Origin of the sequence: Bacillus cereus group sp. N12 (assembly GCF_016483575.1) — a bacterium.
Lineage (GTDB): Bacteria > Bacillota > Bacilli > Bacillales > Bacillaceae_G > Bacillus_A > Bacillus_A toyonensis.
Window position 1 is genome coordinate 1 of the sequence record NZ_JAEHBO010000015.1, and the last position, 17,251, is coordinate 17,251.

The window sequence follows — 17,251 nt, forward strand, 5'->3', positions numbered from 1 at the left end:
GTCCCCTGTGCAATACAGAGTTCAATCCTTAGTAGCTGCTTAATATATTTGTCTAATTTTTTGGGTTCAGTTCAAAACTAGGAGTCTTTTTGTATACATCATTTTTTCTTTTTCTTCAAACTCTTCTCATACGCATAAAGCTTATGAACCTCTTCTTTAAATTCATTCAGAAGTACAATGTTTTCACCATTTGAATAACGTACTGCATTATACGCATCTATAATAATATGCCTCTGAATATGTATACCTTCATCATCATGAATTCTTTCTAACCATACTTCAACTGTTTCTCCTCGTTCCCGGTTTAAAGGAGGGGATAATTTACTTTCCAGCTTGAAAATTTCTTTTCGAATTTCATTATGTGGTGGTTTGTATCGCTTCATTCGTTTTTGGCCTATTCCTTCTTTATCAGTAATAATTGTAGATTCAAAGACAGGTATATTTGGTAAACTTAAATGTTTTCGATGTTTTATTATTTTCCAAACGATGTAAATGGCGATGGCGGTACAGACTATTATGGTAATGCTATTTATAAGAGTTGGATCAAAAGGAAGGGGCTCCAAGTCATCTTTAATAGTAGGATCTTTTAGATTCCCTTTATTCGACCAAAAATCATCTGTTTCTTTTAATGCAGCTGCCGAAAATAACGGATTGATAGCGTATCCGAATCCTAACGCAACAACTTGAACGATATAAGAAAAAACAAGACGAATATAAGGGAATACCGGAATAAGTAAAGCACTAATTGTTCCAATAGCAATAATAGAAGTAAAACGTAATAGCTGTTGATTACGATTTGAACCTGTTTGCCAAAATGTAATCATAATGTGTAAAACTAATAATAATAATTTCCATAACGGTGGAAAAGGGGCATGAAATATAGCTGTAAAGACAAACCATAAAATACCGCCTAACGACTTTTGCACCGGATACCCAGGTCCGATTGCATGTACGATAAAGAAGAAAAGTGGTAACATAATTGTGCCAAAAAGAGAAAAAGGTAGAGTGAAAGAGCAACCGATGATTTGAATAATTAATAGTATTACAAACCCTGTCGTTCGTTTCTTCATGAATTTATGAATAAGAAGTACTCCAATATAGCCTGTTGCTAAAAATAGAGCAATAGCAACAAATTCATCTCTTTCTGTTAATAACGAAAGGAGGAGAAGCAGAATAAAGTCATTAACGTGATAGAGCCAAGTTTTCAACTGTGTCCACCATCCCTTCATTATTTATGAGAAATGTAGGTTGCGTTAGAAGAGGGAGCTCATTCTTCTGTATACCGATGTAAATCATCGTAGACGAGCGTTCTCTTTTTCTCGTTACATAGTGAAGAAATCCTTGTTTCGGAAGAAGTGTACTATCATCTGAAATACGTGCCAATTCCTCTAATGCCTTCCCATAATGCATTTGTCCTTCGTTTAATGGTAAGTGCAGAGGGCCACCTTCTGCTAATACACTAATAAACAATTCAAACGGAATTTGCTGATTCGTTGCGTACTGGCAAATATATGTTGCATATGAAATAAGTTCTTCTACATCATCTCTCCAACCAAACCCGCGATTAGCAGCTAAAGAAAGACAAATCGTCCAGCTATAATTTTTTACTGGTTCATATTGTATTGCTTGTAATTCCTGCATTTTAGCAGATGCTTTCCAATGAATAGAGCGGAATGATTCACGTTCATATCGTTTCACACCGATAATAGATGTTTCATCATTGTAAAAAGAAAAATTCGTTCGATATGAACCATTTAATAGTTGCTGAAGTTCTTGCAAACCTGCTACTTCTTTAGGAGAAGGATACACAATAATTTCGGTCTTTAATTTATCAAAAATAGGTAAATGTACATTCAATTGATGAAATGGATCTTTTAATACACATTCGAACTGTTCAATTTGAAACACACCACGCTTCGTCGCAGTTAATGTTAAATCCCATTTTTGCGCTGAATGTGCAGGTTGTGAAAATGGAAAGGAGAATAATGTCTTTGAAATTTGTTCAATTCCTTGATCTTTATGCGGTATAAGAGATGAATGTAAATGAAAATAACAAACCCCATTCACGAGTGGTATGCTTGCTCCATTTTTTAAATGAATAAAAAATTGTCCAGTTTCATCAGGAAATAGCCGAGTCGTCTGTTTCTCATTTATAACTTGAAACTTTTTCTCTATGAAAGCGACGTATTTATAAATGAAAATCGCAAATAAATAATAGAAGAAAAAGAGAAACATAAACATTCGTTGCGGGAAAAAGAATGTGAAAAGTAACGCGACTGGCACAGTTAATTGAATAATATGAAGCTGGAAAAATAAAGGTACAGTTACAACGCGTTGACCATTCATGCTTGTTCAATCTCCACAGGTACATCAACTTCTTTTAAAATCCTTTGCATAATTTCATTTTTTGTCGTGCGTAATGCACCTTCCATTGATAAGACGATACGGTGATTCCAAACAGAAGGAACTAAAAATTGAATATCTTCAGGCGTACAATATTCTCTGCCACGTAAAAAGGCTAATGCTTGAACTGCACGCACTAAAGCTAAAGTGGCACGTGGGCTTACACCGTTAGCGATGTAATCATGATTTCTTGTAGCGTGAGCAAGTTTAATTATGTAATGTTCTAACGGTTCTGATACGAAAATTTCTTTTACTTGTTTCTGCGCTTCTAAAATGTCTTCTAAAGAGATAACAGATGTAACACTTTCTAATGGTGTATCGTTACGAAAACGTCGCATCATTTGTAACTCATCTTCTGGGGCCGGATAACCAATTGCAATTGTCATTAAAAAGCGATCGAGCTGTGCATCAGGAAGAGGGAAAGTTCCTTGTGATTCAATTGGATTTTGCGTCGCAATAACAAAGAACGGTTTCGGAAGAGGAGTAGACTGTTTTTCAAGCGTTACTTGTCGTTCTTCCATTGATTCTAACAAACTAGACTGTGTTCTCGGCATTGCACGGTTAATTTCATCTGCTAGTAAAATGTTCGTCATAACTGGTCCGAGTCTTAATTCGAATTCGCTTGTTTTTGGATTGAAATATTCAATACCTGTTACATCACTCGGAAGTACATCAGGGGTAAATTGAACACGAGAGAAATTACCACCAATACTTTTTGAAAGTGTTTTCGCCAGCAACGTTTTCCCGGTACCAGGCACGTCTTCAAGTAGTACATGTCCATCAGCAAGTAGAGAAACGAGTAGTAGATCAATAACATTTTCCTTACCAACAAACACACACCCTATATTTTCTTTTAATGTATGAATCATATGTATCATTCCTTTCATTATAAAAGAGTTAATGTTTCTATATTTTAACAAATTATTCTGAAAATAGGTATGATTTTTCAATTTAAAGAAATGGATATTTAATTATTAAATTATACTTGTATATTTTGGAATATGATTATACAATATCGTTATATGATATATCGTCAGTCGATATATCATAAGACGATGTATCGGAGGTAGGTATAATGAATGCAAAAGCACAAAAATATATTCCGTTAACAGAGGCGACGTATTACATACTTTTGTCATTAGTGAAACCAATGCACGGATATGGAATTATGCAAATGGTGGAAGAGATGACAAAAGGGGAAGTAAGGCTCGGTCCTGGTACTTTATATGGGAATACGACGAAGTTACTAAAAGAGAAGTTAATTGTTGAAGTGGCCTCTACAGATAGAAAGAAGTGCTATGAGTTAACGTCGTTTGGGAGAGAAGTGTTAGAGCTAGAATATAACAGGTTACAGAGATCTGTAAGAAATGGAAACAGTATATTAGGGGAGTGAATGGAAGATGGGGACAAAGAGGATATTCAAACCTTTCGCGGTATGGAGTTTAGAAAAAGAAGAAGACTTTTTAAGAAAAATGCATCAAAAAGGTTGGGCTTTACAAAAGTATAATGTAATGTATACGTTTAAGAAAACTGAGCCGAAAGATGTAGTATATAAAGCGGATTTTAGATTGGATTATAAAGATTCAAAAGAAAAACAACAAGAATATATTGATATATATGAAATGTGTGGATGGAAACATGTAACGAGTTTTGCAAAATGGAATTATTTTTGTAAAGAAGTAGAAGAAGAAAATGAGTTGCCTGATATATATTCAGAAAAGGATACGAGGATACAAAAACTAAATGAGTTATTACTATTCTTTGTAATTGTGTTTGTAACGATAATGCCAACGTTTTACTTATGTTTTCTTGGACCATCAGAATCTAGAATTCCTTATATATTTAAAGGTATGGTAGGGTTTATAGGTTGTATGTATTTATATATATTTATTAATATAACTTGGAAGATTAAACAGTTGAAAAAGGAAATATTGTAACAAAGAGTGGAATTATTAAAGAAGGGGGATATGGGAATTATCTTCTTTAATTCTTATATATTTTTATTTTTGTTCGCTATTTTTTACACAATAAAAATATGTGTATTCAAGGTATAGAACGAACAATTGTAGATGGAGTATCCCGTAACAATACCTAAAAAATCATAAATAAGGAACTACTGATTAACAATATTTTATCCCGCATTAACGGGCAGTAAGAACCCCACCTCAAAATTCAGCGAAAGCAAAAAAGTTAGGTGGGGGATCAACTACCCGTAAAAGCCCGATTGGTGAAGGCTAATAATCAGTGGGAGATGAACAAAACCTCCACTGATTAAAGTTTCACTTTATGAGAAAGACTGATTTTGAGCAGGTTTAATAAATTGTTCAGGGTTTTCAACAAGTCCGCATACAGCGCATTGGACTCGGTATGTAGGTCCTTGATAAGCCATATGAAAAGCATTCATCGTTTCATTAGTATACTCTTCTTCTACTTGACCAGTTTGAGGATTTAACTTTACTGGTTTTACTTGTTGCTCAAGAATGTTAAAGCGAGTACGATTTGTTTTACAGCTTGGACAAAGCATTGGTTCCATATGTATACACCTCCATTTGTAGCATTTCTTAAACAATATAATTTTATGCAAGTAAAAAACTTTCTCAATATAAATAGGTGTTTAAAGTATTTAAAATTCAGAAAAAATAAAATATAATAAAAGTACGAACTGGTTATGTCCAAACCAAATCTCCTGTTTTATGCCAATAAGCTGGGAGGCCGAGAAATCGGCCTCATTTTTTTATGTTCATTTGTAGGAAGAACAAGGTTTTTTGTAGTTTTTGTCGAATTTTTAGGGATGAATACAAAAGGGGGGATGTAACATGAATTTAAAAATGAAATACATCATTTTATATGTAGAAAAGTTTGAAGAATGTTTAAGATTCTATAAAGATACTTTACAGTTACCTATAAAAGCTGAGCATGGTACATATATTGAATTTAATACTGGATCTACAATATTAGCGATGAATACACGAGAAGACGTGAAAGAATTAACAGGACTACCGCTTACAGAAGGTGAATTACAATCTTCTCACTTCGAATTAGGATTCTTAGTTGAGAATGTACAAGAAACAATTGAGCAATTCAGAGAGCAAGGCATTAAAGTTTTAGTAGAACCAATTGTGAAACCGTGGGGACAAACAATTGCCTATATTGCTGATCCAGATGGAAATTATATTGAAATTTGCAGTTCATTAGAATAGAGGGAGAAAAAGAGATGGGATTTCCGAAATTAGAAACAGAACGTTTACTTTTAAGAGAACTTACACTATTAGATGCAGAAATGATGTTCCAATATTTTTCGAAAGAATCTGTTATACGTTATTTCGGAATGGATTCTTTCGAAAATATTGAGCAAGCGAAAACAACGATTCAAACGTTTAAAAATCGTTATGAAGAAGGCAATGTGTTTCGCTGGGGAATAGAGAAAAAGGGGACGGACCAATTAATCGGAACGTGCGGATTTCATTTAATTAACAATCATCATAAACGAGCTGAAATTGGTTATGAATTAGATGATATATATTGGGGAAAGGGATATGCATCCGAAGCATTACAAGCCATCTTAACTTACGGATTTGAAACGTTACAGCTCATAAGAATCGCTGCTGTCGTATATGTGGAAAATGAAGCTTCTCAAAAATTGCTAAAAAAAGCAGGGTTTCAAGAAGAGGGATTACTTCGAAAACATATGATTCAAAATGGAGTTGCTCATGATACCATTTTATTTTCTTTATTAAAAGAAGAGTGGAAGAAGCAATGAGTACGAGTGAAATTATAAGTATAATGAAGAAACATAGAGAAAACCGATTCATTATCGGAATAGATGGTTTAAGTCGTTCAGGAAAAACAACATTCGCAACAAAATTAAAAGAAAATATGAAACAAGAAGGCATTCCGTTTCATATTTTCCATATTGATGATCATATAGTGGAGCGTAATAAACGCTATCATACAGGATATGAAGAATGGTATGAGTACTATTATTTACAGTGGGATATTGCATACTTGCGGCAGAAATTTTTTCAAAAGCTACAACATGAAACGAAATTGAAATTGCCTTTCTATTATGATGATACAGATTCATGTGAAATGAAAAAAGTCCAGATCCCTATTGTAGGTGTAATTGTAATTGAAGGAGTTTTTCTACAGCGAAAAGAATGGAGAGATTTCTTTCATTATATGGTGTATTTGGACTGTCCAAGGGAAACAAGGTTTCAGCGTGAAAGCGAAGAGACACAAAAGAAACTTTCAAAGTTTCAAAACAGGTATTGGAAAGCAGAGGAGTATTATTTAGAAATGGAATTGCCGAAGGATAGGGCGGATTTAGTCATACAATGATTCGAAAATAGAAGGGTGAATACAATGAATATTTTGTGGGATTTTGATGGGACGTTATTTGATACGTATCCTGCATATACGAAGATGCTTTCTGAAATATTAGGTGATACAGTAGATGAACAAGAAATATACAAAAACTTGAAAATATCATATTCTCACGCAATTCATTATTATAATATTTCATGTGAGCAGGAAGAAAAGATTAAAATTTTGAAGAAGAAATTTACTCCAAAAGATATGAAGCCTTTTGCTGGTGTCGAAAAGGTTTTGAAATTTGCAGATAAAAATGTAATCATGACCCATAAACATAAAGCAGGGGTTATGGAAATTTTAAAATATTACGGATGGGACAAATATTTCGTCGATATGGTTACAATTGACGATGGTTTCCCTCGAAAACCGAATTCTTTAGCGTATGATCATTTACATAGGAAGTACAATATTGATTTAGCTATTGGAGATAGAGAGTTAGATTTATTACCTGCAAAGGAATTAGGTATTTCAACATGCATGTTTCAAGGGATTTGTGATGTATCGGATTATTCTTTGGCACATTATTCGGAATTTTTTAAGATAGTGGTTGATAGAGAGGTTTCTTTATAAATGGTTTGAAAATAACCTCTACTTTTCATACAAAAAGTAGAGGTTATTTTCTATGTTTTGTATGTAGTAGGTTAATTATTTCAGAAGCTTTTTCAAGAGCTTTATTAGTTTCTTTAAAAAGATTGGCTGTATAGGTTATTCATGGTACACCTGCATATACATTAGTAGAAGAAAATTTACTTTCGTTAGTTTCAAATTAAAATAAGATTTTTAATAATGGAGAGGGGGTAAGATATGGACTTTCAAAAAATGTTTAAAAAATATCGAGACGACCATCAACATCCAATGAATAAATTTTTTCACTTTATTGGTATTCCTACGATTATCACTTCTATATTCATTTTATTCGTGAATTGGAAATTAGGGCTATCACTATTTATATTAGGATGGATTTTTCAATTTGTAGGTCATGCAATTGAAGGTAAGAAGCCGACTTTCTTATCAAACCCAGCATATCTGGTAGTAGGTCCAATATACTTTTTTAAAAAAGTATTAAAAAGAAATTAACTCAATAAAAGCACTATAGGCGGTAAAATAAAACCAAATTATGGTTATTCGTGCTAGTATGAAATCATAGCTATACAGAAGGGGTGGGTTATGATGAAAATCGAAATAGTCCCCAAAAAGAAGTACAGTATAATAAGCTATATATCTTTACTTATCGGAATTTTATGTCTTTTATTCGTTTTTATAACTCCAACGAGGATAGCGAATGCGGGTAATATAGTGGGAGATTATATTACTATTGCTCTTACAGGCGTAGGTATCATACTTTCCATAATTATAATGACGAAAAAAACAGAGAAGAAGGGGATAGGTATTCTTTCATTCATACTGTCCTCATCATTTTTTATATTTTGGATCATCACGATTATCTTATTGTTTACTGGTCAAATTAATTTCGCACCGTAATGTGCAATAAAAAGAGTCCTTCATACGAGAAGGACTCTTTTTATTCGGTATCTTCAGGTTGATATTCTAAAATATCTCCTGGTTGGCATTCTAATGCTTTACAAATTGCTTCTAAAGTTGAAAATCGAATCGCTTTTGCTTTTCCGTTTTTCAAAATAGAAAGGTTAGCCATTGTAATTCCAACCTTCTCCGAAAGCTCTGTTACACTCATTTTTCTTTTCGCTAACATTACATCAATATTAATTATTATTGCCATATTATTCACCTCAGACCGTTAAATCATTTTCTGATTTTATATTAATAGCATCTTTTAATAGTCTTTGGAGAACGGCAGCAAAGACAGCGATAACCAATGAAGCAAAAATCATAATCATTCCAATAATAATAATGCCCGGGGCGTCATCTCTCTCTGCCACGAGATAGAAAAGCGGCATGCCTAATACATATAATACACTAATTGTTAATGCACTTTTCTTAATATTTTTCAATGATTTTACAGACAATTTTGAGAATGCGTTGTTTTTGTCAATATAGTTTAACAGCTTAAACGTTTGGTACAGTGCGAAATAGTAAGGTATTGCTGTTGCGTATAAGTTGATAAATACAAGATATTTAATATATGCAATATCAGGATATAATTCTGCAGCGAAATTCCCTATTTTAGGAACTAAAAAAATGCACATAGCAAGAACAGGAATTCCCATAAGAATAACAGCCGTCTTTAAAAAGAGTGTTGATCCTTGTTTCATAAAAAGCACCTCATTTAATTATTATCTATATAATTTAACATGTAATTTATTGTTTAACAATAAATTTTTATTTCATTTAATCGTGTTTTTATTGATAAACAAATTTTTATATGATGAAGAGAATAATGACACTTTAATAGTAGAGAATATAGGGCTGTGACATATAACATTATTTAATTAATGAACGAAAGTGACGGTAATTGTTGTTAGCTTTATGACAATAGGGAACTAATAAAAAAGAACATATATAAGTTTTGTATAAACGTAATGGGAAATTGGATCTTGTATATAAATGAATGTAAAGTTTATGGAGGAACAAAAATGATGAAATTGAGTAAAAAAGTGAAGGGGATATTATTAGTATCAACTGTAACATTAAGTGTATTAAGTACTGAAAGCATGATGAATGATCAGGCGGCCGAAGCTAAGGTGGAACAAGTAGAGCATCAACCAAAAAATATAATTATGATGGTTATGGATGGAACGAGCTCTTCAGCAACAACGTTAGCTCGCTTGTATAAAGGGGCACCGCTTGCATTAGATGAAATCATAACAGGAGGTGTTCGCACATATTCAGCAGAATCCGCTATTACAGACTCAGCCCCAGCAGCTACAGCTTTAGCAACAGGGAATAAATCAAATTCAGGATATGTAGGTGTATTGCCATCTATTGTGAATTCACCTAGCTTAAAACCAATTAAAGAAGAGGAGAAGTTGCGGCCAGTTGCGAACGTTCTAGAAGGTGCAAAGCGCTCTGGTCGCGCAACTGGAATTGTTGCTACATCTGAAATTCAACATGCTACTCCTGCTGGGTTCTCTGCCCATCATGCTAACCGCAAGCATTTTGACATAATTGCGAAGCAGCAAGTGTATCAAAATATAGATGTCGTATTAGGCGGGGGAAAAGCAGCACTACAGCCTGTGAAAAGAAATGGAATCCGTAAAGATGGTGAAGATTTAGTTAAAGTGATTCAAGATAAAGGATACGACTTAGTTGAAACAAAAGATGCATTATTGAACTCTAAATCTGATAAAATTTGGGGCTCTTTCTCACATAATGCCCTTGCGTTCGATATGGATCGTGAAGTAACAAATCCAGAGCAACCGACACTTTCTCAAATGACGGAAAAAGCAATTCAAACATTATCAAAAGATAAAGATGGCTTCTTTTTATTTGTAGAAGGAAGTAAGCCAGATTGGGCAGCCCATGCGAATGATCCAATTGGGATTATTAGTGATGTATTGGCATTTGATAATGCGGTTGCAAAAGCATTAAAATTTGCGAAGAAAGACGGTAATACGATGCTCATTGCTGTAGCTGACCATGGCAACAGTGGTATCTCTATTGGCAATAGGAATACGACAAAGGGATATAATACTAAACCTGTATCTGCATACATTGACCCATTGAAAAAGGCGGAAATGACACTTGAAGGGACTACAAATAAACTGAAATCTGATTTATCAAATGTAGAAGGTGTAGCTAAACTATACGGTTTGGACAATCTAACTCATGATGAAAAAGAAAAATTAAAAGCGGCAAAAAAGAAAATGGATGTAGGTCGAATCCTTACTACGATATTGGCCAACCGTGCAAATATTGGTTTCACGACAGGAGGACATACAGGTGAGGATGTATTCTTATACTCTTATGGACCACAAAAGCCAGCAGGTTTAATCCAAAATACAGACATTGCGAAGACGATGGCGAAAGCAATGGGCTTTAACTTAGAAGAAGTAACAAATAAAATATTTTTAGAGAGTGAACAAGCTTTTAAGAGCATTGGTGCCACTGTATCAATTGACAAAACGGATATAGCAAACCCAGTGCTTGTAGTGAATTGTAATAAAGTGGAAGCTCAATTAAGTGTTAATAAAAATATAATTCGTATTAATGATAAAGAGTATGAATTAGGAAGTATTATTGTAGAGAGTAATGGGAAGTTCTATGTATCGGAAGAAGCAATTCAATTATTTGTAAAGCATTCTCGTTAAAAAATTGCCAACTAGTTAACCTTGCTAAGCGAACTGGTTGGCAATTTTTTGTGTTTTGTCCTGTAAATAGTGATGTTTGGATTCTGCCGCAAAGTTTTCCAGAAGAGACTTATAAAAACAAGAAAGGAAAAAAATGCTTCTCTTAAAATAAAGAAGTTCGTTTGTAGAATAGAGAATTGATACATATAGTAAAGTTTTAATAAGTAATGTATGATCACTCAATATTTACAGAAAATATATTAATACTTTAGAATTCCTTTAATTTTCATTATTATTTGTTTGAAATTATCCGTTATATTTATAATGTGTTTATTTCAATTTATCATATTGCGACGCAGTTTCACACAATTATAAAGAAATCCAAAAAATAAAATTTTCACTAGAGTACATTTAATCTTTATTTATTGAAAAAAAATGATTATGCAACTAAGAAAAGTGCAATTTATTGAAATAGAGGTATATTAGAATTTATTTGAAGAAAAAGAGAATGCACCAATTAGTATTTCAATGCTGTGCAGGTGAATATGGAAACCAATTGTCGGGGTAATAACGGAAATGGCAGCATATGAAAGAGAGAGGGAATAAAATGAATATAGTGAAATTACGTCCTAAGCAGCGGTCTAAGTATCGCATTATAGTAGGGACATGGTATTACTCTACAAAGAGGTACATTCAGTGGTTAGTAGACGGAAAAACATATGCAAAAAGGTTCCAACAAGAAAAGCTGCCATGTACAGCAATTCAGCACCGAACAATACTACTTCGGAAGCTCAAGGATGTAGATATGTGGTATCAAAACAATAAGGTTGTTAATTTAAAAATTGCTATTAAAAAACTTAATGGTATCGTCATTAGACCGGGAGAAACATTTTCTTACTGGCGTTTAATAGGTAAGCCTACGAGGAAAAAAGGGTATGTAGAAGGTATGGTTTTACACTACGGATCTTTTCAAACAGGTATTGGAGGAGGCCTTTGTCAGCTTTCAAATTTAATATATTGGATGACTTTACATACACCGCTGACAGTAACGGAGCGATATCGTCATAGCTTTGATGTCTTTCCTGATTCCAGGCGAACGCAGCCGTTTGGAAGTGGAGCGACGTGCTCTTATAATTATTTGGATTTGCAAATTAAAAATGACACGGATCAACCATATCAACTTCACCTTTATATGACAGAGAAATATTTAGTTGGTGAATGGAGAACAATGTATCCGCAACTTTATCAATATGAAGTTTATGAAAAAGAACACGCCATTCAGCCTGCATACTGGGGTGGTTATATACGACATAATGTGATTCAACGCAGAGTATATAATCAACAGAAGCAGTTTATAGAAGATCAATATGTAACGGAGAATCACGCTATAATGATGTACGAACCACTTTTAGCTTGTAATAATGAAAATAGTGAGTAATATGGTAAACCCATAGATTATATAGTATAGAATGTATGTAATTGTTATTTTTATCAAAAAAGTATAAATCCTAAAGTTACTTGGTTTTCATTGGAATGAAAATAAGAAACACAGATGTGAAAAAGCACTGTGTTTTTTTATGTATTTATTGGAAAAAAACTCGAATTATCGGCACAAATGCTCCTTCTTTATTATTATAGAAGCTATTTTGGACGTAAGTAATTTGTAAGAAATGAGTAAGAAAAAAGAGATTTTCATTGTGTAAAATATTTATTATATCTACACATAACACCTGATACTAATAGTATGCTATAATATGAATTAGCAACATACAGGAAAGGAATTAGAAAAATGACCTTACAAAATACTAAAAATTTAAAAAAACAAGTTGCTCCTTTTGAAAAATCAACGATTAAAAAAAGTGTTTGGCAACTTATCAACACAATAGTTCCATTTATTATTTTATGGTACCTTGCTTATAAAAGTTTGTCAGTTTCTTATTGGTTAACATTAGTTCCATCTCTGTTAGCCGCTGGATTTATGACACGAATTTTCATTATTTTTCATGATTGCACCCATTATTCCTTTTTTAAAAGTCGACGTGCAAATAGAATAGTTGGAACATGTATGGGTGTTTTAACTTTATTCCCATTTGATCAATGGGGGCATGAGCATTCTATTCACCACGCTACGAGTGGTAATTTGGATAAGAGGGGTACAGGGGATATTTGGACGCTTACAGTTGATGAATATGTAGCTGCACCATTTAGACTTCGTTTAGCATATCGTTTATATCGCAATCCATTCGTTATGTTTGGATTAGGTCCGATTTATGTTTTCTTGCTTAAAAATAGATTTAACCGAAAAGGTGCAAGACAGAAAGAACGTATGAATACTTATTTGACGAATATATTAATCGTTGCTTTAATAGGGGGACTTTGCTGGGCAATCGGATGGCAATCGTTCCTTTTCGTACATGGTACTATATTCTTAATAGCAGGCTCAATAGGTATTTGGCTGTTTTACGTACAGCACACATTTGAGGATTCTTATTTTGAAGAGGATAAAGATTGGGAATATGTGAAAGCGGCAGTGGAAGGAAGTTCTTTTTATAAGCTTCCAAAAATTTTGCAATTCTTAACTGGTAATATTGGATTCCATCATGTTCACCATTTAAGTCCAAGAGTACCTAACTATAAACTAGAAGAGGCACACAATAATACGCTTCCGTTAAAAAATGTACCAACGATTACGCTTGCTACAAGCTTACAATCACTACGTTTCCGTCTTTGGGATGAGAAAAGTAACAATTTTGTTAGCTTTAAAGATGTCAAAAATATAATTAAAAATAATGTTTCTGTTCGAGTGAAATCCGAACTATAACTTCATCGCATATGAAAAACTCCCCTTAATCATTTTTGATTTAAGGGGAGTTTTTGTTTAAATAATAGATGATTGATGAGGAGGGGATTTCAAATTGTAATGACGAAGGATTAGGAAATGCTGTTAAGGATAATTGATTCGCGTTTAAATGAAAATGATGAAGTGAAAATAGAGCCTGCTACAAATTTGCAACAGGAATCTATTATGGATAGCCGAAGACATCGGCTGAACGAAATTATCCGTTATCTTAATAGCGAATGATTACAATCGACTATTTCTCCCAAAGCTCGATGAGTCGTCCTTCAGGATCTTTAATCCAAATAAACTTTCCAAATTCACTAACCTCTTCTTTCTTTTCAAGAGGTATACCAATTTGTTCAAGATGCTGAATAGTCTCATGTAGATTATGTACTTGGAAATTTAACATCACTTGTTGTTCTGTTGGAAAATAATTGTCATCTTTATTGAAGAAAGAAAAGATAGTCTCAGTTCCTGATTCGGGTTTAATCACAGTCCCATTCCAATTTTCTATTTCAATCTTCAATACTTCGCTGTACCATTTTTTTATAACATCAATATTTTCAGTTCTCCAAAATATTCCTCCGAATCCTTTGATCATCTTATATAACTCCTGTCTATTTTTAAATTTTTAATGTGACGTAGTATAAATTTAATATATCAAAACAAAGTGGTAATAGTAAGGAAAAGCATCAACTTATGAACAATAAAAAATAATAATTGCTAACAGCATTTCCTACATTAATTATACCGACATCATCTTTGAAACCAAAGTAAAGGAATGTAGCAATACTGACCCGTTTGAGTATAACACTTGAACGCAAAAACCTCCTGAACAATTCAAAACACGAAGTGCTATAAATAATCATTTCAATAGTATAGAAGAAATAGGGGAATTGTTCCTGAGAAAATGAAAGAACGATAAAAGACAGCACATGAAGTAAAATCCATGTGCTGTCTTCTCTGTATCGTACAGTATTACAAAGTTTCGCTAATTTTAGTTTCTTTATGAGTATTAGTGGCGATTTTTTTCTTAATCTTAAAGTGATAGTACGTGTAGCAAAAGATGATAAATGGTACAGTACAGTAGATTCCTAGTCTTTGATCGGGGATAAAGATAAGGCTTACTAATATAATGCCATACAATCCAAAACCAAGAATGGGTACAAGTGGATAAAGTGGAGTTTTGAATTTTAAGTCTTCTAATTTTCCACCTTCAGCTAAATAGCGTTTACGGAAAAAGAATTGAGAAACACAAATTGACATCCAAACAATGATTGTAATGACCCCAGAAATCGAAATAAGCCATAAATAAACCGTTTCAGCAGCTACCACGCTTGTCAAAAGAGAAAAAGCAGAAATAGCTATCGTCAAGATTAAAGCATTTAGTGGTATTCCTCGTGATGATAATTTCTTTAAAAAGGCTGGCGCCATTTCATTTTTTGATAATGACCAAAGCATGCGAGTTGCGGCGTACAGTCCTGAGTTTGCGACAGAAAGAACAGCAGTAAGAATAACAAAGTTCATAATATCAGCTGCATACGGAATACCGATATTATCAAAAACAGCAACGAATGGGCTCTTTGTTAATCCTGCTTCTTCCCAAGGAATTAAAGCTACGAGAACAAAAATTGCTAAAACGAAGAAAAACATCGTGCGCCATATAATATTTCTAATAGAACGAGGCAAAGTCTTTGCTGGATCTTCACTTTCACCAGCTGCGATTCCGACAAGTTCTGTACCTTGGAAGGAATAATTGACCGTAACCATTGTTAATAGAATAGCGGCAAGTCCATTCGGGAATAAACCACCGTGATTTACGAAATTTGAAAGAAGCGGAGCTGGTTCGTCTCCTTTTAAGTCAATAAAACCGAACATAGCGGCGCCACCAAGAATAATGAAAGCGATAATGGCAGATACTTTAATGCTTGAAAACCAAAATTCTGTTTCTGCATAACTACGAGCAGATAATGCGTTTATAGTGAATATGGTAACGCCAAATATTAAACACCAAACCCAGACGGGAATATCAGGAAACCAGCGCTGCATCGTAATACCGGCAGTTGTAAATTCAAGACCGGTTGTATTCGCCCAGCTTAACCAATACAACCAGCCGATTGTAAACCCAGTTGCAGGGTTAATAAACTTGGTTGCATATTCCTGGAAAGAACCTGAGACAGGCATGGCTACAGCAAGCTCACCAAGACATAGCATAACGAGATACATTAATAATCCACCGGCCATAAAGGCAAGTACGGATCCGCCAGGTCCAGCTTTACTTATAATAAAACCAGATCCGTTAAATAACCCCGTTCCAATCACACCACCGAGTGCAATCATGAATAAATGTCTACTTTTCATTGTGCGCTTTAATTCATTGTTTGTATTGTTTACTTGCGTCATTGTTTTCCTCACTTTCAAAATTGGTAGTATGAAAATTGATGTTTTTCCGTATTATGGAATGTATTCCGTGATGTGAAATCTTGTTCTAATTTTCAGATAATTAAAAAGAAAAGTCAATATTTTTTTGTTTGCGTTTTCAAAATGTTGATAGCGTATCTTTTGTTTATTTTGAAAATTAAATAAATTGATTGATTTCAGTTTGAATTTTTGATAAATTGATAGTTAATTAGGCTAAACATACTACAAGTAAAGTTGAGGCGAATTATGGTACAGTCCATTGATCGAGCGATAAGTATTATTAAGCTATTAAATTCTACAAATGAAAAAGAGTATTGGGCTATTTCTGATATAGCTGATGGAACACATCTTCCGGTTAGTACAGTACATAGGTTACTTAATTCTCTAATGGAGCATGGGTTAGTTACACAAATTTCAGAAACAAAGCAGTACAAGATTGGGCCAATGTGGATGGAAATAGGATTACGTCAATTGGAGAAGGTAGACTATAGATCTGTTGCAAGGGAAGTGATGAAGCGATTGGCCGCTGAAGTGGAAGAAAGTGTCTATTTGAACATTCCAAATGGAACTCATTCTATTATTATTGAAAGAATTGATAGCCCTTTAAAAATTCGGGTTATCGATAACTTAGGGGAACAGATTCCACTTTCGATTGGCGCCGCAAATAAAACGATGCTTGCCAATATGAAAACGAATGAAATGGAATACATTGTAGAACAATTACTTTCTTCTTTACCAGAACAAAAGCAAATTCTTCTTACTCAAATAAAACAAATAGAAAATGAAGGATATGCTGTAAGTTATGGTGAAAAAACAGAAGGGACAGCTTCAGTAGCTGCACCTATTATCGGATTCAATCATAAAGTAGTAGGAGCATTAAGTGTTGGGTTAATTAGTCATCGTATTAATGATGATCGACTATTTTTTCTTATTAGTAGGGTAAAAGAAGCAGCTCATGAAATTTCAATAAAAATCGGCAGTACATCAGAATTATAATTTTGATAACTGTCGT

The 17,251-nt window shown here is 33.6% G+C and carries 20 protein-coding genes; 12 read left to right on the forward strand and 8 right to left on the reverse strand.

Going from position 1 to position 17,251, the window contains the following annotated elements:
- Positions 1–98 precede the first annotated feature (98 nt).
- The 3 genes from JDS92_RS10370 to JDS92_RS10380 are packed head-to-tail and all read right to left on the reverse strand — an operon-like array spanning position 99 to position 3,290.
- The gene (locus tag JDS92_RS10370) at positions 99–1,208 is read right to left on the reverse strand and encodes a DUF4018 domain-containing protein (RefSeq protein WP_098711502.1); all 1,110 of its coding nucleotides are present in this window, start codon (positions 1,206–1,208) and stop codon (positions 99–101) included.
- Positions 1,183–2,346, reverse strand: coding sequence for a DUF58 domain-containing protein (locus JDS92_RS10375; protein ID WP_098711503.1), 1,164 nt, complete (start codon positions 2,344–2,346; stop codon positions 1,183–1,185). The genes JDS92_RS10370 and JDS92_RS10375 overlap by 26 nt, the downstream gene beginning before the upstream one ends.
- Positions 2,343–3,290 (reverse strand): AAA family ATPase, encoded by a 948-nt coding sequence (locus JDS92_RS10380; protein ID WP_176549973.1) that lies wholly within the window; start codon positions 3,288–3,290, stop codon positions 2,343–2,345. Before JDS92_RS10380 ends, JDS92_RS10375 begins: the two co-directional genes overlap by 4 nt.
- Before the next feature lie 188 nt (positions 3,291–3,478).
- Here JDS92_RS10380 and JDS92_RS10385 point away from each other — a divergent pair, with 188 nt between their 5' ends.
- Together JDS92_RS10385 and JDS92_RS10390 are read left to right on the forward strand one after the other, a co-directional pair.
- Complete coding sequence (locus tag JDS92_RS10385; protein WP_098711505.1) at positions 3,479–3,796, forward strand: PadR family transcriptional regulator; 318 nt, start codon at positions 3,479–3,481, stop codon at positions 3,794–3,796.
- Between the two features lie 7 nt (positions 3,797–3,803).
- On the forward strand, positions 3,804–4,340 hold the full coding sequence (locus tag JDS92_RS10390) for a DUF2812 domain-containing protein (RefSeq protein ID WP_098711506.1): 537 nt from the start codon (positions 3,804–3,806) through the stop codon (positions 4,338–4,340).
- A gap of 347 nt (positions 4,341–4,687) precedes the next feature.
- On the opposite strand, the gene JDS92_RS10395 is transcribed toward JDS92_RS10390, so the two are convergent.
- The gene (locus JDS92_RS10395) at positions 4,688–4,936 is read right to left on the reverse strand and encodes a hypothetical protein (protein WP_000433610.1); all 249 of its coding nucleotides are present in this window, start codon (positions 4,934–4,936) and stop codon (positions 4,688–4,690) included.
- A 283-nt stretch (positions 4,937–5,219) separates the two neighbouring features.
- Here JDS92_RS10395 and JDS92_RS10400 point away from each other — a divergent pair, with 283 nt between their 5' ends.
- From JDS92_RS10400 to JDS92_RS10425, 6 genes are all read left to right on the forward strand, one after another.
- Positions 5,220–5,603, forward strand: a complete 384-nt coding sequence (locus JDS92_RS10400) for a VOC family protein (RefSeq protein WP_087969437.1) — start codon at positions 5,220–5,222, stop codon at positions 5,601–5,603.
- A gap of 14 nt (positions 5,604–5,617) precedes the next feature.
- Complete coding sequence (locus JDS92_RS10405; RefSeq protein ID WP_098711507.1) at positions 5,618–6,163, forward strand: GNAT family N-acetyltransferase; 546 nt, start codon at positions 5,618–5,620, stop codon at positions 6,161–6,163.
- Positions 6,160–6,741 (forward strand): kinase, encoded by a 582-nt coding sequence (locus JDS92_RS10410; protein WP_098912593.1) that lies wholly within the window; start codon positions 6,160–6,162, stop codon positions 6,739–6,741. Before JDS92_RS10405 ends, JDS92_RS10410 begins: the two co-directional genes overlap by 4 nt.
- Before the next feature lie 24 nt (positions 6,742–6,765).
- Positions 6,766–7,344, forward strand: a complete 579-nt coding sequence (locus JDS92_RS10415) for an HAD-IA family hydrolase (RefSeq protein ID WP_098711509.1) — start codon at positions 6,766–6,768, stop codon at positions 7,342–7,344.
- Between the two features lie 234 nt (positions 7,345–7,578).
- Positions 7,579–7,851, forward strand: a complete 273-nt coding sequence (locus JDS92_RS10420; protein ID WP_098137448.1) for an Mpo1-like protein — start codon at positions 7,579–7,581, stop codon at positions 7,849–7,851.
- A 93-nt stretch (positions 7,852–7,944) separates the two neighbouring features.
- The gene (locus JDS92_RS10425) at positions 7,945–8,256 is read left to right on the forward strand and encodes a hypothetical protein (protein WP_098711510.1); all 312 of its coding nucleotides are present in this window, start codon (positions 7,945–7,947) and stop codon (positions 8,254–8,256) included.
- A 40-nt stretch (positions 8,257–8,296) separates the two neighbouring features.
- Here JDS92_RS10425 and JDS92_RS10430 read toward each other — a convergent pair whose 3' ends face one another.
- Both JDS92_RS10430 and JDS92_RS10435 read right to left on the reverse strand, forming a co-directional pair.
- Positions 8,297–8,512, reverse strand: a complete 216-nt coding sequence (locus tag JDS92_RS10430; protein WP_000974611.1) for a helix-turn-helix domain-containing protein — start codon at positions 8,510–8,512, stop codon at positions 8,297–8,299.
- Between the two features lie 10 nt (positions 8,513–8,522).
- On the reverse strand, positions 8,523–9,005 hold the full coding sequence (locus JDS92_RS10435) for a DUF2975 domain-containing protein (protein ID WP_098711511.1): 483 nt from the start codon (positions 9,003–9,005) through the stop codon (positions 8,523–8,525).
- A 321-nt stretch (positions 9,006–9,326) separates the two neighbouring features.
- Here JDS92_RS10435 and JDS92_RS10440 point away from each other — a divergent pair, with 321 nt between their 5' ends.
- From JDS92_RS10440 to desA, 3 genes are all read left to right on the forward strand, one after another.
- Complete coding sequence (locus tag JDS92_RS10440) at positions 9,327–11,000, forward strand: alkaline phosphatase (RefSeq protein ID WP_098711512.1); 1,674 nt, start codon at positions 9,327–9,329, stop codon at positions 10,998–11,000.
- Between the two features lie 586 nt (positions 11,001–11,586).
- Positions 11,587–12,417, forward strand: coding sequence for a VanW family protein (locus tag JDS92_RS10445; RefSeq protein WP_098711513.1), 831 nt, complete (start codon positions 11,587–11,589; stop codon positions 12,415–12,417).
- A 351-nt stretch (positions 12,418–12,768) separates the two neighbouring features.
- Entirely contained in the window at positions 12,769–13,800 is a 1,032-nt protein-coding gene (gene desA / locus JDS92_RS10450; RefSeq protein WP_199631908.1) for a Delta(5) desaturase DesA, read from the forward strand.
- A 271-nt stretch (positions 13,801–14,071) separates the two neighbouring features.
- Here desA and JDS92_RS10455 read toward each other — a convergent pair whose 3' ends face one another.
- The gene (locus tag JDS92_RS10455) at positions 14,072–14,419 is read right to left on the reverse strand and encodes a VOC family protein (RefSeq protein WP_098711514.1); all 348 of its coding nucleotides are present in this window, start codon (positions 14,417–14,419) and stop codon (positions 14,072–14,074) included.
- Between the two features lie 377 nt (positions 14,420–14,796).
- On the reverse strand, positions 14,797–16,221 hold the full coding sequence (locus JDS92_RS10460; RefSeq protein WP_098055649.1) for an amino acid permease: 1,425 nt from the start codon (positions 16,219–16,221) through the stop codon (positions 14,797–14,799).
- Positions 16,222–16,485: 264 nt separating this feature from the next.
- Between JDS92_RS10460 and JDS92_RS10465 the strand changes: the two genes are divergently transcribed.
- Positions 16,486–17,235 (forward strand): IclR family transcriptional regulator, encoded by a 750-nt coding sequence (locus tag JDS92_RS10465; protein ID WP_199631909.1) that lies wholly within the window; start codon positions 16,486–16,488, stop codon positions 17,233–17,235.
- The last annotated feature ends 16 nt before the right edge of the window (positions 17,236–17,251 follow it).